Annotated in this window: 4 protein-coding genes; 3 read left to right on the top strand and 1 reads right to left on the bottom strand. The window is 74.2% G+C overall.

Annotation, left to right across the window (positions count from 1 at the left end; translation table 11 throughout):
• Positions 1 to 13: 13 nt before the first annotated feature.
• Positions 14 to 799, bottom strand: a complete 786-nt coding sequence (locus tag ABZY11_RS19860; protein WP_356480381.1) for a 4'-phosphopantetheinyl transferase superfamily protein — start codon at positions 797 to 799, stop codon at positions 14 to 16.
• Positions 800 to 1,056: 257 nt separating this feature from the next.
• Here ABZY11_RS19860 and ABZY11_RS19855 point away from each other — a divergent pair, with 257 nt between their 5' ends.
• The 3 genes from ABZY11_RS19855 to ABZY11_RS19845 form a co-directional block, all read left to right on the top strand.
• Positions 1,057 to 7,044, top strand: a complete 5,988-nt coding sequence (locus ABZY11_RS19855) for a beta-ketoacyl synthase N-terminal-like domain-containing protein (RefSeq protein WP_356480380.1) — start codon at positions 1,057 to 1,059, stop codon at positions 7,042 to 7,044.
• Between the two features lie 57 nt (positions 7,045 to 7,101).
• Positions 7,102 to 20,226 (top strand): SDR family NAD(P)-dependent oxidoreductase, encoded by a 13,125-nt coding sequence (locus ABZY11_RS19850; protein ID WP_356480379.1) that lies wholly within the window; start codon positions 7,102 to 7,104, stop codon positions 20,224 to 20,226.
• Positions 20,223 to 21,257 (top strand): condensation domain-containing protein (locus tag ABZY11_RS19845; protein WP_356480378.1); only part of this gene is annotated, 1,035 nt, incomplete at its 3' end. The genes ABZY11_RS19850 and ABZY11_RS19845, both read left to right, overlap by 4 nt.

The raw sequence follows: 21,257 nt of genomic DNA, 5'->3' as shown, positions 1-21,257 counted from the left end.
GGCTGAAATTGGTTCACGGGTTGCCGGTCGGCAGACGTGGCGGGTGCGGGCCGGCCGGTACGACGATCCCTGTCGCCACGTACTCGATGCCCTGGTGGACGGCGGTTCGCCAGTGCCCGGTGAAGGTGTCGACGCGGCGTCCGCCGACCACGGGTCCGGGCACGTGCAGCGAACTGTTGAAGGTGCCGCGCTCCGGATCGGGGGTGATGGTGCAGTCGCTGAAATCCAGCCATCGGCCCATGAGCGGAAACCACGTCTTGTAGGTGCTTTCCTTCGCACTGAACAGCAGCCTGTCCCAGGCAACGGCCGGGTGGGACAGGGTGAGCCGGTCCAGCGTCCGGCGCTCCTCGGCCGAGGCCACCATCCTCTCTATGCCCCTGGGCAGGGCGGAGTTCGGTTCGGCGTCGATCCCGACCGAGGTCACCGCCGCGGTCCTGGCGACCGCCGCCGCCCGGTAGCCGGGGCAGTGCGTCATGCTGCCCGCGACGCCGTCGGGCCAGGTGGGGGATCCCGAGCGGCCGTGCAGGATCGGCCCGGGCGGAAATCCGATCGAGGCCAGCGCCGTGCGGGCACAGAGCCGGACGGTGGCGAACTCGCGCCGGCGCTTGTCGACCGCGTGCTCCACGATGTCCGCCTCCTCCGGGTAGAGGTGGATGTCCGGCGGGTCGGCGAACAGCTCCACGACCATGACGTCCGGCAGCGTGCCGGCGAGCAGGCCAGGCCCGGAAACGGGGGTCTCCGGCCCGGGTTCCCGTGCCGGACGGTGGACGCGGGAATCCTGCTCCTGGGTAACCGGCACGAGTGGTCCACTCCCTTGCGTAAAGCGGCTTTGATCCTCCACGATGCTTTCTTGTCGGCCCAATTCTGGTCAAGCGGAAAGAGGCCGAGTCCGCATTAGTTTCAATGGTCAAATTCTGGCGGCCGCTGTGCTGGACAGGGCCTTCAGTGAATGCGTCGGGGGATGTGCATGATTCAGCACTGTCATCAGCTATGGCCGCATCCGGGTCGAGGGGCACGCGGATCCGCAGCGTTCGACGGCTCCGGACGGATACCCATATGCTGACCCGCACGGTCGTCCTCGGCCTTCCCGCGCTCTCCGTGGGCGGCCTCTCCGAGAACTGGCTGTTGCGCGAGGCCGGCGACCTCCACTGGTCGCTGATCGGAGGGCACTTCGGTCTCCCGGTCGCGGAGCTCGCGGACGGCGACGGTGCACGGCTGCTGCCCGCCTTCACCCGCGCCCGGCTCGCCGCCGCCGACTCCCTCCGGTTCTTCACCGAGCACGACGAGGGCGAACTCACCGGAACCCTGGCCAAGCTCGACGAGCACACCTTCGTCAGCGACATCCGCTTCGCGACACCCGCGACCTCCGTGGAGGTCCGTCTCCTCACCTCCTTCGTCCGCCGGGGCTCCGGCAACTGGCTCGTCCCCGGCACCCCGCGCCACGAGGGCCGCACCCCGGTGGCGGACGCGAACGAGGAACACCGGGACTTCCAGAACGAGTTCCGCGCCCTGACCCAGCCGGAACCCGGCAGTGCCACCGGCCTGTACACCGACACCTACGAGTTGAACCCCTTCGCAGACGCGAACGCGGCGGGTCTCCTCTACTTCGCCTCGTACCCGCACATCAATGACCGCGGTGAGCGCAAGTACGTACAGTCGCTGGCGCCCGACGGCGAGTGGGCCGTCGACGCCGTCACCGTCAGCCGGGACATCGTCTACCTCGGCAACTGCGACCTCGCCGACGCCGTGCGCTACCGCCTGGACGCCTGCCGGCGTGAGCCGGACGACCGCGTGGTCCTCACCTCCTCCCTGCTGCGGGAACGCGACGGCCGGCCGCTCGCGCGCCTGGAGACCGTCAAGCGGCTCGTCCGACCCGAGGCTTTCACGGCCCTGCGCGCCGACGGTGCGGCACCGCTCGTGGCCGACTCCGCCTCTTCCGCCACGACTGCCTCTTCCTCCGCGTTGCCGCGGGCTCCCCTGCCCGACGACCTCGAAGGCCGGGTCCTGGCCCTGCTGGAGAACGTGCTCGGCGAGCCCGCGGGCTCGCTCACCGCCGACGACGACCTGCGCCTGCGCGGACTGGACAGCCTGGCGCTGTCGGAGGCCGCCGCACGGGCCGAGGAGGAGATCGGCTGCGAGATCGACCCCAGCATGCTGTTCCAGGCCTTCACGGCCACCGCCATCGCTCGGGTGCTGCGCGGTGAACGCCCGGAACCGGCCGCCGCCGTACCGGTCCCGGTGCCCGCGTCCGCCGCGGACGCCCCCGCGCCGATCGCCGTGATCGGCATGGCGGGCCGCTTCCCCGGCGCGCGGAACGTGCCCGGACTGTGGGACCTGCTGGGCCGCGACGAGGACGCCGTCCGCGACATCCCCCCGGACCGCTGGGCCGCGGCGGACCATCCCGGTCTGATCGGCAGGGCGGCCCTGCTCGACGACATACGCGGCTTCGACCACGAGTTCTTCTCCATCAGCCCCCGCGAGGCCGCCCTGATGGATCCTCAGCAGCGACTGCTGCTGGAGACCGTGTGGGCGACGGCCGAGGACGCCGGATGCGATCCAACCTCGCTGACCGGAAGCCGCACCGGCGTCTACGCGGGCGTGTGCCACTCGGACTACGCCGCGCTGATCGCCCGGCACGCCGGGCGGGACGAACCGCACCTGAGCGTCGCGGTCTCGCCCTCCCTGGTGGCCAACCGGGTCTCCTACGCCCTGGGCCTGCGCGGGCCCAGTGTCGCTGTGGACACCCTCTGCTCCTCGTCCCTGGTCGCCGTCGCGCAGGCCGTCGCCGCGCTGCGGGCCGGCGAGTGCGAGCAGGCATTCGCGGGCGGCGTCAACGTCCTGTGCGACCCGGACCGGCACCACGCCTACCAGCGCACCGGAGTGCTGAGTCCGCGCGGCCGGTGTCACACCTTCGACGAGGGAGCGGACGGATACGTCCGGGGCGAGGGCGTCGCCGCCCTGCTGCTCAAGCCGCTGGACCGCGCGCTGGCCGACGGCGACCGCGTGCACGCGGTGATCCGCGGTGTGGCCGTCAACCACGGCGGGCAGGCCCAGTCCTTCACCGCCCCCAACCCGGACGCCCAGGCCGACCTGCTCGTCGCCGCGTACAACGAGGCGGGCGTGGATCCGCGCACCGTCGGCTACATCGAGGCGCACGGCACCGGAACGCGGCTGGGGGACCCGATCGAGGTCTCCGGCATCGTCGAGGCGTTCGAGCGGCTCTACGAGCAGTGGGGCCACGAGCGTCCCGCCGAGCCGCACTGTGCGGTCGGCTCGGTGAAGAGCAGCATCGGCCACCTGGAGGCGGCAGCCGGAATCGCCGGCATGGTCAAGGTGATCCTGGCCATGCGGCACCGGACACTGCCGGCCGTACGCAACCTCAGCCGGCCGAACCGGATGATCAAGATCGAGGGTACGCCGCTGCGGCTCCAACTCCGGCGCACCGCATGGGAACCGCCCGTCGTCGGCGGTCCGCGCCGGGCCGGTGTCAGCTCCTTCGGAATGGGCGGCACCAACGCGCACGTGGTCCTGGAGGAAGCCCCCCGGACGACGGCCGCCCAGGCGACGGCCGCCCCCCTCGTCGTGCCGGTCTCGGCCCGGACCCCGCAGGCCCTGCGGGAGGCCGTGACCGGTCTGCTGGAGGCCGTACGCTCGCCGGACGCCCCACCGCTCGCGTCGATCGCGCGGACGATGCGGACCGGACGCGCGGCACTTCCGTACCGGGTGGCCGTCGAGGCGGCCGACCTCGCCGAACTCGGCGCGCGGCTCGCCTCGGTACTCGCCACCCTGACGGACGTGCCCGAGGACGGACCGTCCGGCGCGCTGTCCGGCGGGCCGGAAGCGGCCTGGCCGCCGCCGGACGCCCCGCCCGTGTCGCTGCCGACCTACCCCTTCAGCCGTGATCCGCACTGGGTGGCACCCGTCGCCGGTGCCGGACTCCTCACCACCGCATGGGCGGACGCATCCGCGCCGGACACCGGTGATGCCGGGCGCGGCGGCCGGCTGCTGGTGGTCACCACCGACCCGGAGCTGGCCCGTACGGTGCTCGGGGAGAGGGCCGTGGCGCACGTCCCCGGGGACCCCGTGCCCGATCTGGGCGGCCTGGCCGGGATCGTCGACCTGGTCGACTGGACCGCCCCCGGCACCCAGGTCGCCGAACGCGTCGCCCTGCTCCAGCGGACGCTGACCTCGAACCCCCGCGCCGGGCTGCGCTGCGTGCATGTCAGCGGTGCCGAACGCTCCGCGCTCGCGGGCTTCTACCGCTCCCTGCCGGGGGAGTTCCCCATGCTTCACGGGAGGACCGTCCGCGTCGACGGCGGCCCCGCCGGACTCGCGGCCGCCGTCCGGGCCGAGACCTCGGCCACCGACCGGGAGACGGAGATCCGGTACGAGGGGACGCGCCGCCGCCGGCCCGTGGCCGTCTTCGCCCCGGCGCGGGCCACCGAGGACCTCCTCGCGGGCATCGACCGCGGCGCGGTACTCATCACCGGCGGCCTCGGAGGTATCGGCCTGCGTCTCGCGGCCCATCTGGCCGACCGGGGAGCCCGGCACATCGTGCTCGTCGGCCGCTCACGGGTACCGGTCCGCAATCAGTGGGCCGCCCTCGTCGCCGCGCCCGCCACGGACCCGGCACTGCGCGCCCGCCTCACGGCGCTTCTCGCCCTCGTCGAGCGCGGGGTCACACTGACCGTACGGACCGACGCGCTGGACGACGTCGCCTCCCTGCGCCGGCTGATCGGCCGGGCACGGAAGCAGGCCGACGGCATCGCGGCGGCCTTCCACTGCGCCGGGGTGATGGACCCGCCCACATCCTTCCTGTCCCGCACGCCCGAGGACATCTCCCGGGTGCTGCGGCCCAAGACCGAGGGCCTGCGGGTGCTGTGGTCGGCCTTCGGGGCCACCCCGCCCGGCCTCCTGGTGCTGTTCTCCTCCGTGGCCGGAGCGCTGCCGCGCCTCGCCGCGGGCCACCTGGACTACGCGGCGGCGAACGGTGCCCTCGACGACTTCGCCGCCGCCCACGATGTCGCGGCCTCCGGCTGCGTGGTGCGCGCTTTGCGCTGGCCCCTGTGGCGGGGCGTGGGCATGGGCCTGGAGCGAACGAGCGCGAGCGGCATGCTCGGCATCGGCGACCTCGACGCCGCCGACGCACTGGAACTGCTCGACCTCGCCCTTCGGGTGCCCGGCGATTCCGTGGCCCTGCCCTGCCGCGCGGAGCGCGCGGAGGTGGCCGCGGACGAACTGTTCCTGGCGCCGGAGTACACCGCCCCGCCCCGCCCCGGGCCGCCCGCCGCCGGGGCCGATACGGTCCCGGACCCCGTCGTACCGCGGGACGAGCCTGCCGCGGCCGCTCCGGACTGGCTGTACGACCTGGTCGCCCGCACCACCAAGGTCGATGGCAGTCTGCTGGGTCCCGACACTCTGCTCGGCGACATCGGCGTGGACTCCCTGCTGATGGCCGAGCTGGTGCGCGAACTCGAAGGACTGCTCGGCCACTGGGTGGATCCGAGCCTCTTCCAGGAGCACCCGACGCTCGGCGGGCTCGCCACCGCGCTCGGCGCGCCCCCCGCGGACCCGGCCCCCGCCGACCGGCCCGACCGCGCGGCGGTGACCGAACCGGCCCCGGCGCACGCACAGTTCCCGCTCCCGGACGGGCGGCCGACGCCCATCGCCGTGATCGGGATGGGCTGCCGGCTGCCCGGCGCCGCCGACCCCGGGCAGTTCTGGGAAGCCCTGCTGGCCGGACGCGACCTCGTCACCGAGGTGCCGTCCGACCGCTGGGACGTCTCCTCCTTGTACAGCCCGTCCGGCGGGACCGGACGAAGCCAGAGCAAATGGGGCGGATTCCTGGACGACGCCGCCCTGTTCGACCCGGAGTTCTTCGGATTCGATGCCGAGGCGGCACGCCACCTGGACCCGTTGGCACGCAAGGCGCTGGAGGTGTCCGTGGAGTGCCTGCGGGATGCCGGGTACCGCGAGGACGAGGTACGGGGAGCGGCGGTCGGCGTCTTCGTCGGCACCCGTACCGGAAACCACCGCGCGCATCTGCAACCTCCGGAGCGGCCGTACATAGCCGGTGTCAACCAGAACTTCGTCGCGGCCCACATCTCGCACTTCCTGGACCTGACGGGGCCCAACCTCGTGGTCGACAGCGCGTGTTCCTCATCCCTGGTGAGCATTCACCTGGCCGCCCTGAGCCTGGCCTCGGGGGAGTCGTCGATGGCCCTGGCCGGTGGTGTGGACCTGCTCTTCGACGAGGAGCCGTACCTCATGCTCAGCGCCGGCAAGGCGCTGTCGCCGAGTGGCCGCTGCCGCACCTTCGACGAGTTCGCGGACGGTCTCGTCCCGGGGGAGGGCGCCGGGATGGTGCTGCTCAAGCGCCTCGACGACGCCCGGCGCGACGGGGACCGGGTGCTCGCGGTGATCGAGTCCTCGGGCGTCAACAACGACGGCCGGACCATGGGGCACACCACGCCCAGCGGTCCCGCCCAGCGCTCCCTGATCGCGGATGTGCTGAGCCGCGCGGGGGCCGACGCCCGCAGCGTGGGCTACGTGGAGGCGCACGGCACCGGCACGATGATCGGTGATCCGATCGAACTCCAGGCCCTGACCACCGTCCACCGGAAGTACACCGAGGACCGCGGCTACTGCGGCATCGGCAGCGTCAAGAGCACGATGGGACACCTCCTCAGCGCCGCGGGGGTCGCCGGATTCATCAAGGCGGTACAGATCCTGCGCCACGGCCTGCTCGTGCCCACGCTGCACTGCGACCGGCCGAACCCGCGCTTCGCCTTCGCCGAGTCGCCCTTCTTCCCCGTCACCCGGGTTTCGGATTTGCCGCCCGGCAGCCGGGTCGGTGTCAGCGCCTTCGGGTTCGGGGGCACCAACGCCCACGTCCTGCTGGGCCCCGGTGCCCCCGGGGAGCCGGGGCGGCCACCGTTGGCGCCGCCTGCCTACCGGCGCAGCCGGTTCTGGCGCCTGCCCGCCGAACCCGGACCGGCCGCACGGCCGCTCCGCTCGGCCCGGCTCGACCTGACCTTTCCGTAACCCGGCGCGGCCGGCCCCGAGCACGCTCCCGCATCGCCGACCACCAGGAGAGAACACGTGGACCGAAGGTCCGTTCGCTGTGCCCTGCACCTGAAGCGGGACAACCCGATCGTCGACGACCACCGGGTGCACGGGGTGCGCACCCTGCCGGGTGTCACCTTTCTCGACATCGTCTACCGGCTGCTCGCCGCACGCGATGTCCCGCTGGACCGAACCGGGTTGAGCGACGTGCTGTTCGTCGAACCGGTGGTGACCACGGACTCCTTCGACCGTGAGCTCACCGTCGACATCGCACCCGACGGCGCCGTCTTCCGGGTGACGGCGACCAGTCGCCGGATCCGTGACGGCGCCCCTGCCGACGACACCGTGACCACCCACTTCCGGGCCACCCTGCGCACCGACCTGCCTCCGCTCGCCGAGGCCCCCGGGCTCCCGGCGTCCGGCACCGCGAGCGACGTCGGCGAGGTCTACGCCACCGGCCGGTCGGCCGGCATCGAGCACCGGGCGTTCATGCGCTGCGAGGGCACCCTGCGGGCGACGGCGGGCCGGGTCCGCGCCGAACTGGCACTCGGCCACGAGGCGCGCACCACGGTGGGTGATTTCCTGCTGCACCCCGCCCTGCTCGACGGCTCGACCATGCAGTCGTACGCGCTCGTCTTCGACGGAGCGGACGCGGACGGCCGCCCCCTCATCCCCCTGCACATCGGATCCTTCCGTGCCGCCCGCACCCTGGGGGAGGCCTGCACCGTCGACCTGCGCCTGCACCCGGCCGGGTCGGGCGCGGGGGACGACGTGGTGAAGGCCGACATAGAACTCCGCGACACCACCGGTCTGCTGGCCGCCACGTTCACGGACCTGACCTTCAAGCGCGTCCGCACCGCCGCCGCGATCACCCGGCTCGCCGCCGAGCGGACCGACGTGCCCGCGGGTGCCTTCGCCCCGGCCGCTCCCGCGCATCCGCAGAGCGCTGCCGGTCCGGTCCGCGCGACCGGCGGACCGGCGGACATCAGGGCTGAGGTGGCCGAGCTCGTGCGCCGGGCGGCAGCCGACCCCGCACTGGTGGTCGAGGACGACCGGGGCTTCTACGACCTCGGGTTCGACTCCTCCCAACTCCTCACTCTTGTCAGGCTGTTCGAGGAAAACTGGGGCATCACGCTCTACCCGACCCTGCTGTTCGAGTACCCGACCGTCGAAGCAGTCGCAACCCATCTCACCGAGCTGCTTCCCGCCGACCGCCCCGCCCGTCCGGCGAGCGTCGCCGCGCCGGCGGACACTGCCGCGGTCCCCGCCCGTACCCGCTGCCTGACCGGGCTGTGGCAGTCGGCCCCCCGCCCACTCGCGCCGGCCGGCCCCGCACCCCTCCTGGTCATCGGCGACCTGCGTGTGCGGCCCGACCAGATCACCGTCCGGCGCGGCCCCGCCTTCCGCCGGGTCGCCCACCACACCTACGAGCTCCGCCCGTACGACACCGGGGACCTGGGACTCCTCCTCGCCGACCTGGCCGACCGCGGCACAGCCCCGCAGGCGGTTTTGCACGCCGCGGAGCAGGGCGGTGGCGGCCTCCCCGAGGCCGTACGGTCGGCCTGCGGCGAGGTCCTCGCCCTGGCCCAGGCCCTGACCGGCAGGCCGACCCCCGTGGTGCACGTGGGACCCGCCCCGGTCGCCGCCGCCGTGGCCGGACTGGCCCGCACCGTACGCCTGGAGCAGCCCAGCCTCGCGATCACCGCTGTCGAGTGCGACGGCCCCGCCGATCCGGACGGCCTGCTCGCCGAGTTCGCGAACCACGCGGAGCCCTGGGTGCGGCACACCCCCGGCGGCCGCCACGTCCGCCGCTACCGCGACGCGGACCTCGTCGCCACCACCCCGATCCGGCCCGGCGGCGTCTACCTGATCACCGGCGGCGCGGGCGGCATCGGCCGGGAACTCGCCGCCCGGCTGACCGGACACGGGGCCACGGCCGTCCTCGTCGGGCGCACCCAGCGGCCGGAACGCGCGGACAGCCTGTACGTCCGCGCCGATGTGACGGTCCCTTCCGAGGTGGACGCGCTCGTCGCCGGCGTCCTGGAGCGGTACGGCCGGCTGGACGGCGTGGTCCACGCGGCCGGAGTGCTGCGGGACGGCCTGTTCACCACCAAGCCCGCCGCGGACCTCGCGGCGGTCCTCGCGCCCAAGGTGCGCGGAGCCGTGCTGCTGGACGAGGCGACCCGCCACCTGGACCTCGACTTCTTCGCCGTGTTCTCCTCGGTGACCGGCATCGGGGGCAACGCCGGACAGAGCGACTACGCGGCCGCCAACGCCTTCCTCGACGCCTACGCCCGCGAACGCGGACTCACCTCCTTCGCCTGGCCGTTGTGGGCCGGGGGCGGCATGCGCACGGACGCGGCCGCCGAGGCCCTGTTCCGCCGGCAGGGCCAGGTTCCCCTGCCGACCGAGGTCGGCCTGGACGTGTTCGAGCAGGCCCTCGGTCTGACCGGCACCGAACTCGTCGTGCTCCACGGCGACCCGGACCGGGCCCGCGAAGCCCTGGGCCTCGCCGCCGCCGACATCCCCACCGGCGAGCCCGCTGCCACCGCCGCCGCGCCCCTGCCCGCCCAGGTCCCGGACACGGGGGAGACGTCCGACCGGGACATCGCGGTGATCGGCGTCGCCGGCCGCTACCCCATGGCCGAGGACCTCGACCGGTTCTGGACCAATCTCCGGGACGGCCGGGACTGTGTCACCGAGGTCCCGGCGGACCGGTGGGCCTCGGACGGGTTCTACCGGCCCGACCGCGCGCCCGGCCACTCGTACAGCAAGTGGGGCGGATTCCTGGAGGGCATCGACGAGTTCGACCCCGGCTTCTTCCGGATCACCCCCCGCGAGGCCGCGGGGATGGACCCGCAGGAGCGGCTGTTCCTCCAGACCTCCTGGCACGCCCTGGAGGCCGCGGGCCTGACCCGAGCCGATGTGGCCGGCCGCATGGTGGGCGTCTTCGCCGGAGTGATGTTCAACCAGTACCAGATGCTCGGTCTGGGCGCCGAGGAGCGGCTGCCCGTACTGCCCACGTCCTTCTCCTCCGCCGTGGCCAACCGCGTCTCCGCCTTCCTGGATCTGCGCGGCCCCAGCCTGGCCCTCGACACGATGTGCTCCTCGTCCCTGACCGCGCTGCACCTCGCCTGCGAGAGCCTGCGGTCCGGAGACAGCGAGATGGCACTCGCCGGCGGAGTGAACCTGATCGTCCACCCGTACAAGTACCTGCACCTGAGCCAGGTCGGCTTCGTCTCCTCCGACGGCCACTGCCGTGCCTTCGGCGACGGCGGGGACGGTTACGTGCCGGGCGAGGGCGTCGGCGTCGTCGTGCTCAAGCCGCTCGCCCGCGCGCTGGAGGACGGCGACCGGGTCCTCGCCGTGATCAAGGGCAGCGCCGTCAACCACGGCGGGCGCGCAGGGGGCTTCTTCGTCCCGAACCCCGCGGCACAGGCCGACGTGGTGCGCCGCGCCCTGCACAGGGCGGACGTGGACCCGGCTTCCATCGGTTACATCGAGGCTCACGGCACGGGCACCTCCCTCGGCGACCCCATCGAGATCACGGCCCTCTCCCAGGCCTACGGTGCCGCGCGCGGCCGGCTCGGATCGGTGAAGTCAGGCATCGGCCACCTGGAGTCGGCCGCCGGTATCGCCGGACTGACCAAGGTCCTTCTCCAGCTGCGCCACCGCACCCTGGTCCCCTCCCTGCACGCCGATCCGGCCAGCACGAGCATCGACTGGGACACGGTGGGCCTGCGCGTGCAGCGCGAGAGCGCGCCGTGGCCCGCCGCAGCCGGTGTCCCACGCCGCGCCGGGATCAGCGCCTTCGGCGCGGGCGGGTCCAACGCCCATGTCATCGTGGAGGAGTTCCCGCAGCAGCCCCCGGCCGCCGGAAACGCGTCCGCCGGACCGCAGGTGGTGCTGCTCTCCGCCCGCACCCCGCAGGCGCTGCGCGAACTGGCGCGGAGGTACGCGGAGCCGGTGACGGCCGACCGCCCCGCCGACGTGGCCGGCGTGGCCGAGGCGTTCGGTCTCGCCGGCGCCGATCCGGAGGCCGAACTCGACGAACTGGGCCTGGACGTGGCCGACCTGCGCCGGCTCTCCCGGATCCTCGCCGACCGCTTCCCGGGCCGCGCCCCGCACGTCGACGCACGCTCGACCCTCGCGGGCCTCGCCGAGGCGGTGTCGGCCGGTGCCGGACCGGACGCCGCGCTCGCCGACATCGCGTACACGACGCAGATCGGCCGGGAACCGCTGGAGGAGCGGCTCGCCGTGGTCGCCTCCGACGTCGCCGGACTCCGTACCGCCCTGCGCGCCTTCCTGGCCGGTTCGGAGACGGCCGCCGTCCACCGAGGCACCGTCACCGGGCAGCACCCCGCCGCCGTTCCGCTCCCCGCCGATCCCCACGTCTGGGCCCGCAGCTGGGCGGCGGGCGGCGCTCCCGACTGGCGCGAGCTGCACCGGGACCGGCAGCCGCGCAAGGTGCGGCTGCCGCAGTACCCGTTCGCCCGCGTGCGGTGCTGGGTCGATGCCGAGCCTCCCGCACCGGCCCCACAGGCCACCGCCGCGCCGCCCGAGGAGCCCGCGCCCAAGGAGCCTGCGGCCGAGGGCCCGGCCGAGGTCCTCGGGTCGGACGTGCCCACGTGGGAGGCCGTCCCGGAGGCCACCCCGCCGCAGATTCCGGACGGCCCCGTCGTGGTCCTGCACGCTCCCGCCCGCGCCGGCCTGGCCCGCGAACTGGCCGCCCGGCACGAGGGAGCCCTCCTCGTCGAACTGGGCACGCCCGTCCGGCTGACACCGCGTCTGGTCTACGTCCTCACCGGCCCCACCGCCCCCACCGGGAACGAGGCGGAGCGGGTGGTGCGCGGAGAGGAGGCGGGCGTCAAGGCCCTCGCCCCGTACGCCCGCGCCTGGTCCCGTGTCCACACCCTCGACTGGGTGATCGCCACCACCGGCGCCGCGGCCCCGCCCGGCCGCCCCGTCAGCGACCCCTACACCGCCGGGGTCACGGGCTTCGCGCGGGTCATGGAGAACGAGCACAAGGGCTGGTCGGTCGCCTGCGTCGACCTCGACCCCACCCATGTGTCCGCCGGCCTCCTGACGCCCGCGCCCCGGGGTACCCGCGTCGCGTACACCGGAACCGTCCGCCACATCCAGGTCCTGTGGCCGGCCCCGGCCGCGGACGGCCCCGTCCCGCTCCGCCGGGGCGGCACCTATGTGATCGTCGGAGGCGCCCGGGGCATCGGCCGGGCCATCGCCGGCCGTCTCGTCGAGGACTGGGACGCCAGGGTGGTGCTCGTCGGACGCCGCGAGCTGTCCGACCCCGGCCTCGGGGACCGGATCCGCTACGTCCGGGCCGATGCCACCGACCCCCGCCGGCTGGCAGCCGTCCTCGACGAGGCGGGCCCGGTGCACGGCGTCGTCCACGCGGCGCTGGTGCGCCGCGACCGGCTCGTCCGCGACCTCACCGACACGGACCTCGCGCAGAGCCTGGCCGCCAAGTCCGGCGTCGCCGCGGCCCTGGTCGACGCGCTGCAAGGACGGAACCCGGACTTCCTGCTGTTCTTCTCCTCCGCGCAGTCCTTCCTCGGCGACCCCGGTCTGGCCAACTACGCCGCCGGCTCCACTTTCCTCGACGCCTACGCCCACGCCCTCGACGCCCGCGTGCCCCACCCCGTGCGCACCGTCGACTGGGGTTTCTGGGGCACCGTGGGGGCAGTGGCCGACGACACCCACCGGGACCGCCTCACCGCGGCCGGCTTCCGGTCCATCACACCCCGGGCGGGCTTCGCCGCACTCGTCGAGGCACTGCGGGGACCGGCACCCCAGAGCGCCGTCGTCCCCGGCACCGAGGCCCTGCGCGAGCGCATGGGAGCCCGCAGGGAAACGGAGAGCACCGACGTGACGCCCACCGACGGGCGGCCGAACGCCGCCGACCTGCGCGTGGTGGAGGACTTCCACGCGCTCGACCGGCAGATGACCCGGATCGCGGGCGGAGCGCTGCTCGCCCTGCTCGACGGCCTGGGCACCTGGCACGGCCCCGACCCCGACCCCGGCGAAGTGCTGCGCCGGGTGGGCGTCGCCCCCCGGTACGAGCGGCTGCTGCGCACCCTGCTCGACGCGCTCGTGGAGCACGGCCTGCTCACGGCCCACGACGGACGCCTGCGCCCCGCCCCGGACGCCCTGGCCGAGGCCCGTGCGGGCGGACACCTCGGGCAGCTCGCCGCCCTCGCCGACGCGCACCCCGAATCCGCCGTGTTCGTACGGCTCCTGGCGCTGTGCCTGGAGCGATACCCGGAGCTCCTCCGGGGCGAACTCCTCGCCACCGACCTGCTCTTCCCCTCCTCCGGCACCTCGCTCATGGAACGCGTGTACCGCGGCAACCCCATCAGCGACCTCTACAACGACCTCCTCGTCCGACGCCTCGTCGGCCACGTCGAACACCGGCTCGCGGAGCTGCCGGACACCGCCGCCGTCCGGATCCTGGAGGTCGGATCGGGCACCGGAGGCACATCCGCCGGACTCCTGCGCGCCCTCGCCCCGTACGGGGAGCGAATCGAGTACTGGTACACCGATCTGTCGGTCACCTTCCTCGTACACGGCCGCAGGGAATTCGGCGGACGGTATCCCTTCCTGCGCTTCAAGCGCCTCGACCTGGACACCGACCCCATCGGCCAGGGCTTCGACGAGGCCGGCTTCGACCTCGTGGTCGGCGCCAACGTCCTGCACGCCACCTCGGACGTCGGCCGCGCCCTGCGCCACCTGCGGCGGACACTGCGCCCCGGAGGCGAGCTGCTCCTCAACGAACTGACGACGGTCACCCTGTCCGGCACACTCACCTACGGGCTCTTCGACGGCTGGTGGGCCCACGGCGACTCCGCCCTGCGGCTGCCCGGCTCGCCGCTGCTCGACGTGCCCGGCTGGACGGCGGTGCTCGGCGCCGCCGGATACGACGCCGTGTCCGTGGTGCCGGACTCCGCCCTGACCACCCGGAACCGCCAGCACGTCCTGGTGGCCAGGGCGGCTGCGGACAGCACGACGGGCGCACCGGCCTCCGGGACCGGCTTCACCGACATGCTGCTGGCCCTGACCTCGGACGCCTCCGGCATCCCCGTCGACGAGCTCGACCTCGACCGGCGGATCGGGGACTACGGCTTCGACTCGGTCAGCTACAACCTCCTGGCGAGCCGGCTGAACGAGGCCTTCGACCTGGACGTGACGCCCGCGCTGTTCTACGAGACCCCCACCCTGCGGGCCCTCGCCGACCGGCTCGGACGCGACTACCGCGAGCCGCTCCCCACCCCGGGCCCCGTACCCGCCGTCGCTCCCGCGACGCCCACCGAGGCTCCCGACACGCGTCCCGTCGGCCCCGGGGCGATCGCCGTCATCGGCATGGGCGGCCGGATGCCGGGCAGCGCCGACCTGTACGAGTTCTGGGACCATCTGGTGGCGGGCGACGACCTTGTCACCGACGTGCCGGCGGACCGGTGGGACCCGGACACGCTCCCGGAGGGTGTGCACGCCCGCCGCGGCGGCTTCATCCACGACGTCGATCGCTTCGACCCCCTCTTCTTCGGCATCTCCCCGCACGAGGCCGAGGGCATGGACCCCCAGCAGCGACTGGTGCTGGAAGGGGTCTGGACGGCACTGGAGGACGCCGGGCTCGCGCCGGGCAGCCTCGCCGGATCCGACGTCGGACTGTTCATCGGGGCGGGATCGAGCGACTACGAGCAGATCCGCGAGGCCGCCGGCCTGCCGGTCGACGCACACGCCGCCACCGCCACCACGCACTCCATCCTCGTCAACCGGGTCTCCTACCAGCTCGACCTGCACGGACCGAGCGAACCCGTCAACACCGGCTGTTCCAGTTCCCTCGTGGCCATCCACCGGGCCGCCGAGTCCATCCGCGCGGGCGAGTGCGACATCGCCGTGGCCGGCGGGGTCAACCTGATCCTGTCACCGCACAACCACGTACTTCTCGGCACCACGGGCATGCTGAGCCCGGCCGGACGCTGCCACACCTTCGATTCCCGGGCGGACGGCTTCGTACGCGGCGAGGGCTACGGCCTGGTGGTGCTGACCAGCGCCGAGCGGGCCCGGGGACACCGGGTCCGGGCCTGGCTGCGCGGTACCGCCGTCAACCACGGGGGCCGGGCCCGGTCCCTGACCGCGCCCAACCCGGCCGCCCAGGCGGCGATGATCGTACGGGCCCATGAGCGCGCCGGAACCGACCCCGCCACTCTCGGCTATCTGGAGACGCACGGCACCGGGACCGAGCTCGGCGACCCGGTGGAGATCAACGGCCTGCGGCTGGCCTACGACGAGCTGCTGAACCGCGGCGGCGCGCCCCGGCAGGCCGAGCCGCACTGCGCCCTCGGAGCGGTCAAGGCCAACATCGGCCACCTGGAATCCGCCGCGGGCGCCGCCGGGGTCATCAAGGTGCTCCTCGCGATGGAGCACGGCGTGCAACCGCCCCTGGCCGGTCTCCAGGAGCCGAACCCGCACCTGCGCCTGGACGGCGGCCCCTTCCACCTGCTCCGTTCGGCACGGGCCTGGCCGCTCCCGGCCACCGGGGGGCCGCGCCGCGCGGGCGTCAGTTCCTTCGGCTACGGAGGCGTCAACGCCCACGTGGTCCTGGAGGAGGCCGACGCCGAGCACGGGGCCCGACGGCCGCGCGGCCCGTGGGTGTTCCCGTTGTCCGCCCGTACCCCGCAGGACCTGCGCCGGTACGCGGCCGCGCTGCTCTCGGCCGTGGAACGGAGGGACCGGACACCGGAACTGGCCGACGTGGCGCACACCCTCCAGCACGGCCGCGACGCCATGGCGGAACGGCTCGCGGTCACCGCCGCAGACAGGTCCACGCTCACCGCCGCCCTGAAGGCCGCCGCCGAAGGCGCGGGCCACCCCGCGCTGGCCCGGGCCGGGGGCGTCACGGACGCCGACCGCTGGGTGGCCGGTGAAACGGTCGACTGGCCGACGGGCGGGCTGTCGGTCCCGCTGCCCACCTACCCGTTCGAACGCCGCCGTTGCTGGGTCGCCCCCGCGCGCTCCCCCCGGCCGGCGCCGGCCGTCGTCGGGGAAGCGACGGCCGCGGCGGGTGCGTACGTCCCGCGCCGGCAGCCCGTCGCCGACGTGGCCCTGAACGGCCCCGTCCCCGGCCCCGTCTGGGTGCTCGGCCCCGTCGAGCTGCCGGGGGCCGAGGTCCACCGGATCGGCGACGCGCCTCTGGAGTCCCTGCCGACGCCCGTGGCAGTCCATGCCGTGGTCGACGGCGAACGCGGGGTCCTCGATCTGTTCCGGACCGTCCACCACCTCCAGGCACGCCCCGGCGGGGCCGGGGAACTCGCGCTGACCGTCGTCACCCGCGCCGCGACCGACCCGGCCTCGGCGGCCGCGCTGGGCCTCGCCCGGTCGCTGCGGCACGAGTGCGAGCGCTGGCGGATCGCCACCGTCGACCTCGGCCCCGATGACCCGGCGTCGGTCCGCGTCGCCGTCCCCGGTGACTACGCGCTGCGCGAGGGACGCTGGTACCGGGAGGTGCTCCAGCCCCTCGACGGGGCGGCAGCGGCCGTGCCCGTACTGCGCGAGGGCGGCACGTACGTGATCGTCGGCGGGACCGGCGATGTCGGTCTGGACGTGGCCGAGCAGCTCGTACGGCGCCACCGCGCCCGGGTCGTCCTCGTCGGGCGCTCCGAACCGGACGCCGGAAGGGCGGCCCGGATCAGGGCCGTCGACCCCTCGGGCACCCGGGTGGAGGTGCACCGGGCGGACGCCTCGGACCCGGACCGACTGCGAGCCGTCCTCGACCGGGTGGGCGTCGTCCACGGGGTCCTGCACTCGGTGACCGTGCCGAGCGACCGGTCGCTGGCGGCCATGGACGAGGCGTGGTTCCTGCGGGGCATGGCGGCGAAGAGCCGCACCACGGAGGCACTCGCCGAGGCGCTGGGAGACCGGCCGCTGGACTTCCTGGCGCTGTTCTCCTCGGTCCAGTCCTTCCTCGGCAACCCCGGGCAGAGCGCCTACGCGGCCGGGTGCACTGCTCAGGACGCCATCGGGCGCGCGCTCGCGGCCCGGCTGCCCTACCCCGTCCGGGTCGTGAACTGGGGTGCCTGGGCCGGGTCCGCGCTCACCGAGCGCCACCGCGGCCGCCTGGCCGCGGCAGGGGTCCACCCGCTTTCACCGGAGGCGGGATTCGAAGCGCTGAGCCAGGTGCTCGGCCGACAGGAGGTTCAGGTGGCGGTGGTCTCGGGCACGGATGAGTTCCTCGCCGGGATCGGTGTCCCGGCGACCGGTGCGGACGTGCGTCAGCAGTCCGCGGACGAGGGCGAAGCCGGGCCCGCGGTTGCGCCCAGCGCTCCGGCGGAGCCCGGGGCCATGGCCTCGTGGCGGGCGGCAGCGGTGGACGAGATGCTGGCCTTCCTGTGCGAGGTGGCCGGCATCCGGCCCGACGAACTCGCCCCGGACGACCTGCTCAGCCGCTTCGGCTTCGACTCCATCACGTACACGAGGCTGAGCCACCGCATGAACGCGCGCTGGGACCTCGATCTGACCCCGGCCACATTCTTCGGCGTGGCCACCGCCGACGACCTCATCGACAAGATCCTTCAGCACCACGGAGACGCGCTCGCGGCGCACTGGAGCGCGAGCGCGGTGCCCGAGGCCCCGGCGCCCGAACGGACCGCCGCACCCGGGACCGTACCCCCGCAGGCTGCGGCGGCCGCCCCCACGGCCCTCCCCGTGGCGGCCACCGTCTCCCCGGTCACCGCCCCGCCGGCCGCCCCCGGCGAGCCCGGAGCCGTCGCCGTCGTCGGGATGGCCGGTGTGCTGCCCGACTCCGACGACATCGATGAGTTCTGGGAGCACCTGACGGCGGGCGACGACCTCGTCGGCGAGATACCCGCCGACCGCTGGGACTGGCGCCGCCTGCACGGGGAGCCGCAGCCCGGTGAATTCCGCACGACGGCGAAGTGGGGAGGATTCATGCGCCGGGTCGACCTGTTCGACCCGCAGTTCTTCGGCATCTCGCCCCACGAGGCCGTGGCGATGGACCCGCAGCACCGCCTCGTACTGGAGGCGGCCTGGACCGCGGTGGAGAACGCCGGCATCCGGCCGTCCGCACTGGCGGGCACCGATACGGGCGTGTTCATCGGCGGCAGCACCTACGACTACTTCGAGCTCCAGCACGCCCTCGGCGTTCCGCTCGACGGCTACAGCACCGTGGGCAGGGCCCACGCGATCATGTCGAACCGGGTCTCGTACCTGCTGGACTTGCACGGTCCCAGCGAGACCATCGACACCGCCTGCTCCTCCTCCCTCGTCGCCGTCCACCGGGCGGCCGAGGCGATCCGCAGCGGCGACTGCGAGGTCGCGCTCGCGGGCGGCGTGAACGTCATCGCCTCGCCGACGCTGTTCGTGGACATGAGCCAGGCCGACATGCTCAGCCCGGACGGCCGCTGCCGCACCTTCGACGCGCGCGCCAACGGGATCGTGCGCGCCGAGGGCGTGGGCCTGGTGGTGCTCAAGCGCCTCGACGCGGCCATCGCCGACGGCGACGTCATCCACGGCGTCCTGCGGGGCAGCGCCGTCAACCACGGGGGCCGCACCAACTCGCTGACCGCCCCGAACCCCGACGCGCAGGCCGCCTGCATCGTCAAGGCGCACCGCCGCGCCGGGGTGGACCCGCGGACCGTCACCTACGTCGAGACGCACGGCACCGGAACCGAACTCGGCGACCCCGTCGAGGTCGAGGGCCTGAAGTCGGCGTTCGCGGAGCTGTACGCCGATCACGGCGTCACCCCCGGGCAGGCGCACGTGGTGCTGGGCGCGGTGAAGACCAACACCGGCCATCTGGAGGCGGCCGCGGGCGTCACGGGCCTGATCAAGACCCTGCTCGCGATGCGTCACGGTTCCATCCCCGGCAACGTCCACCTGGAGACGCTCAACCCGTACCTGCGGCTCGACGGCAGTCCGCTGCGCCTGCCGGCCGGGAACGAGCCCTGGCGACGGGTCCGGACGCCGGACGGGGCCGAAGCACCGCTACGGGCGGGAGTCAGCTCCTTCGGCCTCGGCGGGGTCAACGCGCACCTGGTGGTGGAGGAGTACCGGCAGCAGCCGGTCCTCCCGACGCCGGGGGAGCGGCTGTTCGTCCTGTCGGCGAAGACGCCGGAGCGGCTGCGCGCCTACGCCGAGCGCCTGGCCCGCTGGGCCGCGGCCCACGAGGACGTCGACCCGGACGCCCTCGCCCACACGTTGCGCACCGGCCGTGAAGTCTTCGCCGAGCGCCTTGCGGTCGTCGCCGACTCGCCGCGGGCACTCGCGGCGGCCCTGGAGGCCTGGCAGGAGGACGGCCCCGTCACGGGGGTGTTCGCCGGGGACGGCAAGGACGCCACCGTCGCCCTGCTGCTGGACGGGCCCGAGGGCCGGCGGTACCTGCGGTCCGTGGTGGACGCCGGCCGGCTGGACAAGGTCGCCCGGCTGTGGGCCGGCGGCGCTCAGGTCGACTGGGCGGAGCTGTGGCCGGGCACGGCGCCCCGGCGGGTGCCCGCGCCGACATACCCGTTCGCGCGGGAGAGCTACTGGCTGACACCCGGAGCGCGCTTCGACACGGTCCAGGCCGCCGGGACGGGCCTGGTCGCCGAGGCCGAGCCGGCAGCCGGAGCCGAGACCGAGCCGGGGACCGGTGCCGAAGCCGCACCCGTATCCGTGGCGGAGACCGCCGCCGCTGCCGAAACAGCCGCCCGCGCACGGCCGGTGACGGCCGGGGACACCGCCGGTGACGAGGCCGGGGGTGCGGAGGGCACGGTCCGTACGCACGTACGCGCGCTGCTGGCGGCCCACTTGGGCATGCGGCCCGACCGCCTTCCCCTGGACCGGGTGCTGGCGGACGCCGGGGTGGACTCGCTCGGCCTGCGCCGGCTCGCCCGCCGCCTCGGCGCGGACTACCAAGTGGAGGTTCCGGCCCGGATGTTCGGGGTGGCCCAGACGGTACGGGCGGTGGCTCGCGCCGTATTCGAGGCGTACGGGCCACTGCCCGCGCCCCAGGAGCCGGATCCGGCTCCCACTGCCGCTGCCGCTCCGGCAGCCGACAGCGTGGCCGGCCTGCTGGCGGGGCTGCGCGACGGAACCGTCCGCGTGGACGACGCGCTGGCGGTACTCGAAGGAGGGAGGGTCCGATGAGCACCGACCTGCGTGAACTGCTGACGGCGGTCGCCGCCGGCAAAGTGTCCGGCGAGGTGGCCGAACTGCTGGTACGGGGCCTCGTCGACCCCGTCGGCCCGGCAGCCGCACCCGCGACGGCCCCCGCCGCTCCGGCGCCGCCCCGTGGGCCCTACGCGCTCAGCCGCGGGCAGGCCGCCCTGTGGGCCCTGCACGCCGACGATCCGCAGACCGTCTCGTACAACCTGCCGCTGGGCCTCTGGCTCGGCGAGGGCGTCGAGGAGGACCGGCTCGCCGAGGCACTGGCCGCAACCGTGCGGCGCCACCCGGAACTGGGATGCTCCGTACGCCTGGACGCCGCCGGACCGGTACAGGAGGTCACCCACCGCACCTGCGAGGTGACCCGGCTGGACCTCGGCCACGTGACGGACGGGGAGTTCGCCGCCCGCGTACACAACCTGGTGCGCACCCCGTTCGACCTGGAGCAGGACCCGCTGTACCGGATGTGGCTCGTCGCCGCGCCGGGCGGAACCACCCTGCTGCTCCTGGTGTTCCACCACCTGATCACCGACGGGGTCTCCAGCCACCTCCTGCTGCGCGACATCGTCGCCTGCTACGACGCGCTGGCCGCCGGCCGCGAGTTGCCTCCCGTCGAACCGGCCGCGTCCTACGCGGAGTTCGTGGACTGGCAGCGGACCATGCTCGCCGCCCCGGAGGCCGAGGAGCACCGCCGGTGGTGGCTCGACCGGCTGACCGGTGCCTCCACCGCGCCGGTGCTGGAGGCGCTCGCCGACCGCCGGCGCGGCGGCGCTGCCTCGCGCGTGCGGGGGGAGATGGTGCAGCTGCGGCTCCCGCACTCCACCTGGGCCGCCGTTCAGGACACCGCACGCCAGGGGGGACTGACTCCGTTCAGCGTCGTGCTCGGCGCGTTCCTCGCGCTGCTGCACCGCCACTCCGGGCATCGGGACCTCAGCGTGATGGTGCCCACGGACGGCCGTCCCGCCCAGCGCTTCGACCGCACCGTCGGCTACCTGATCAACCCGGTGGTCCTG

Origin of the sequence: Streptomyces sp. NPDC006510 (assembly GCF_040611955.1) — a bacterium.
Classification (GTDB): Bacteria; Actinomycetota; Actinomycetes; order Streptomycetales; family Streptomycetaceae; genus Streptomyces.
The sequence above is the reverse complement of the archived record's forward strand: the minus strand, read 5'-3'. Positions and strand labels throughout refer to the sequence as shown.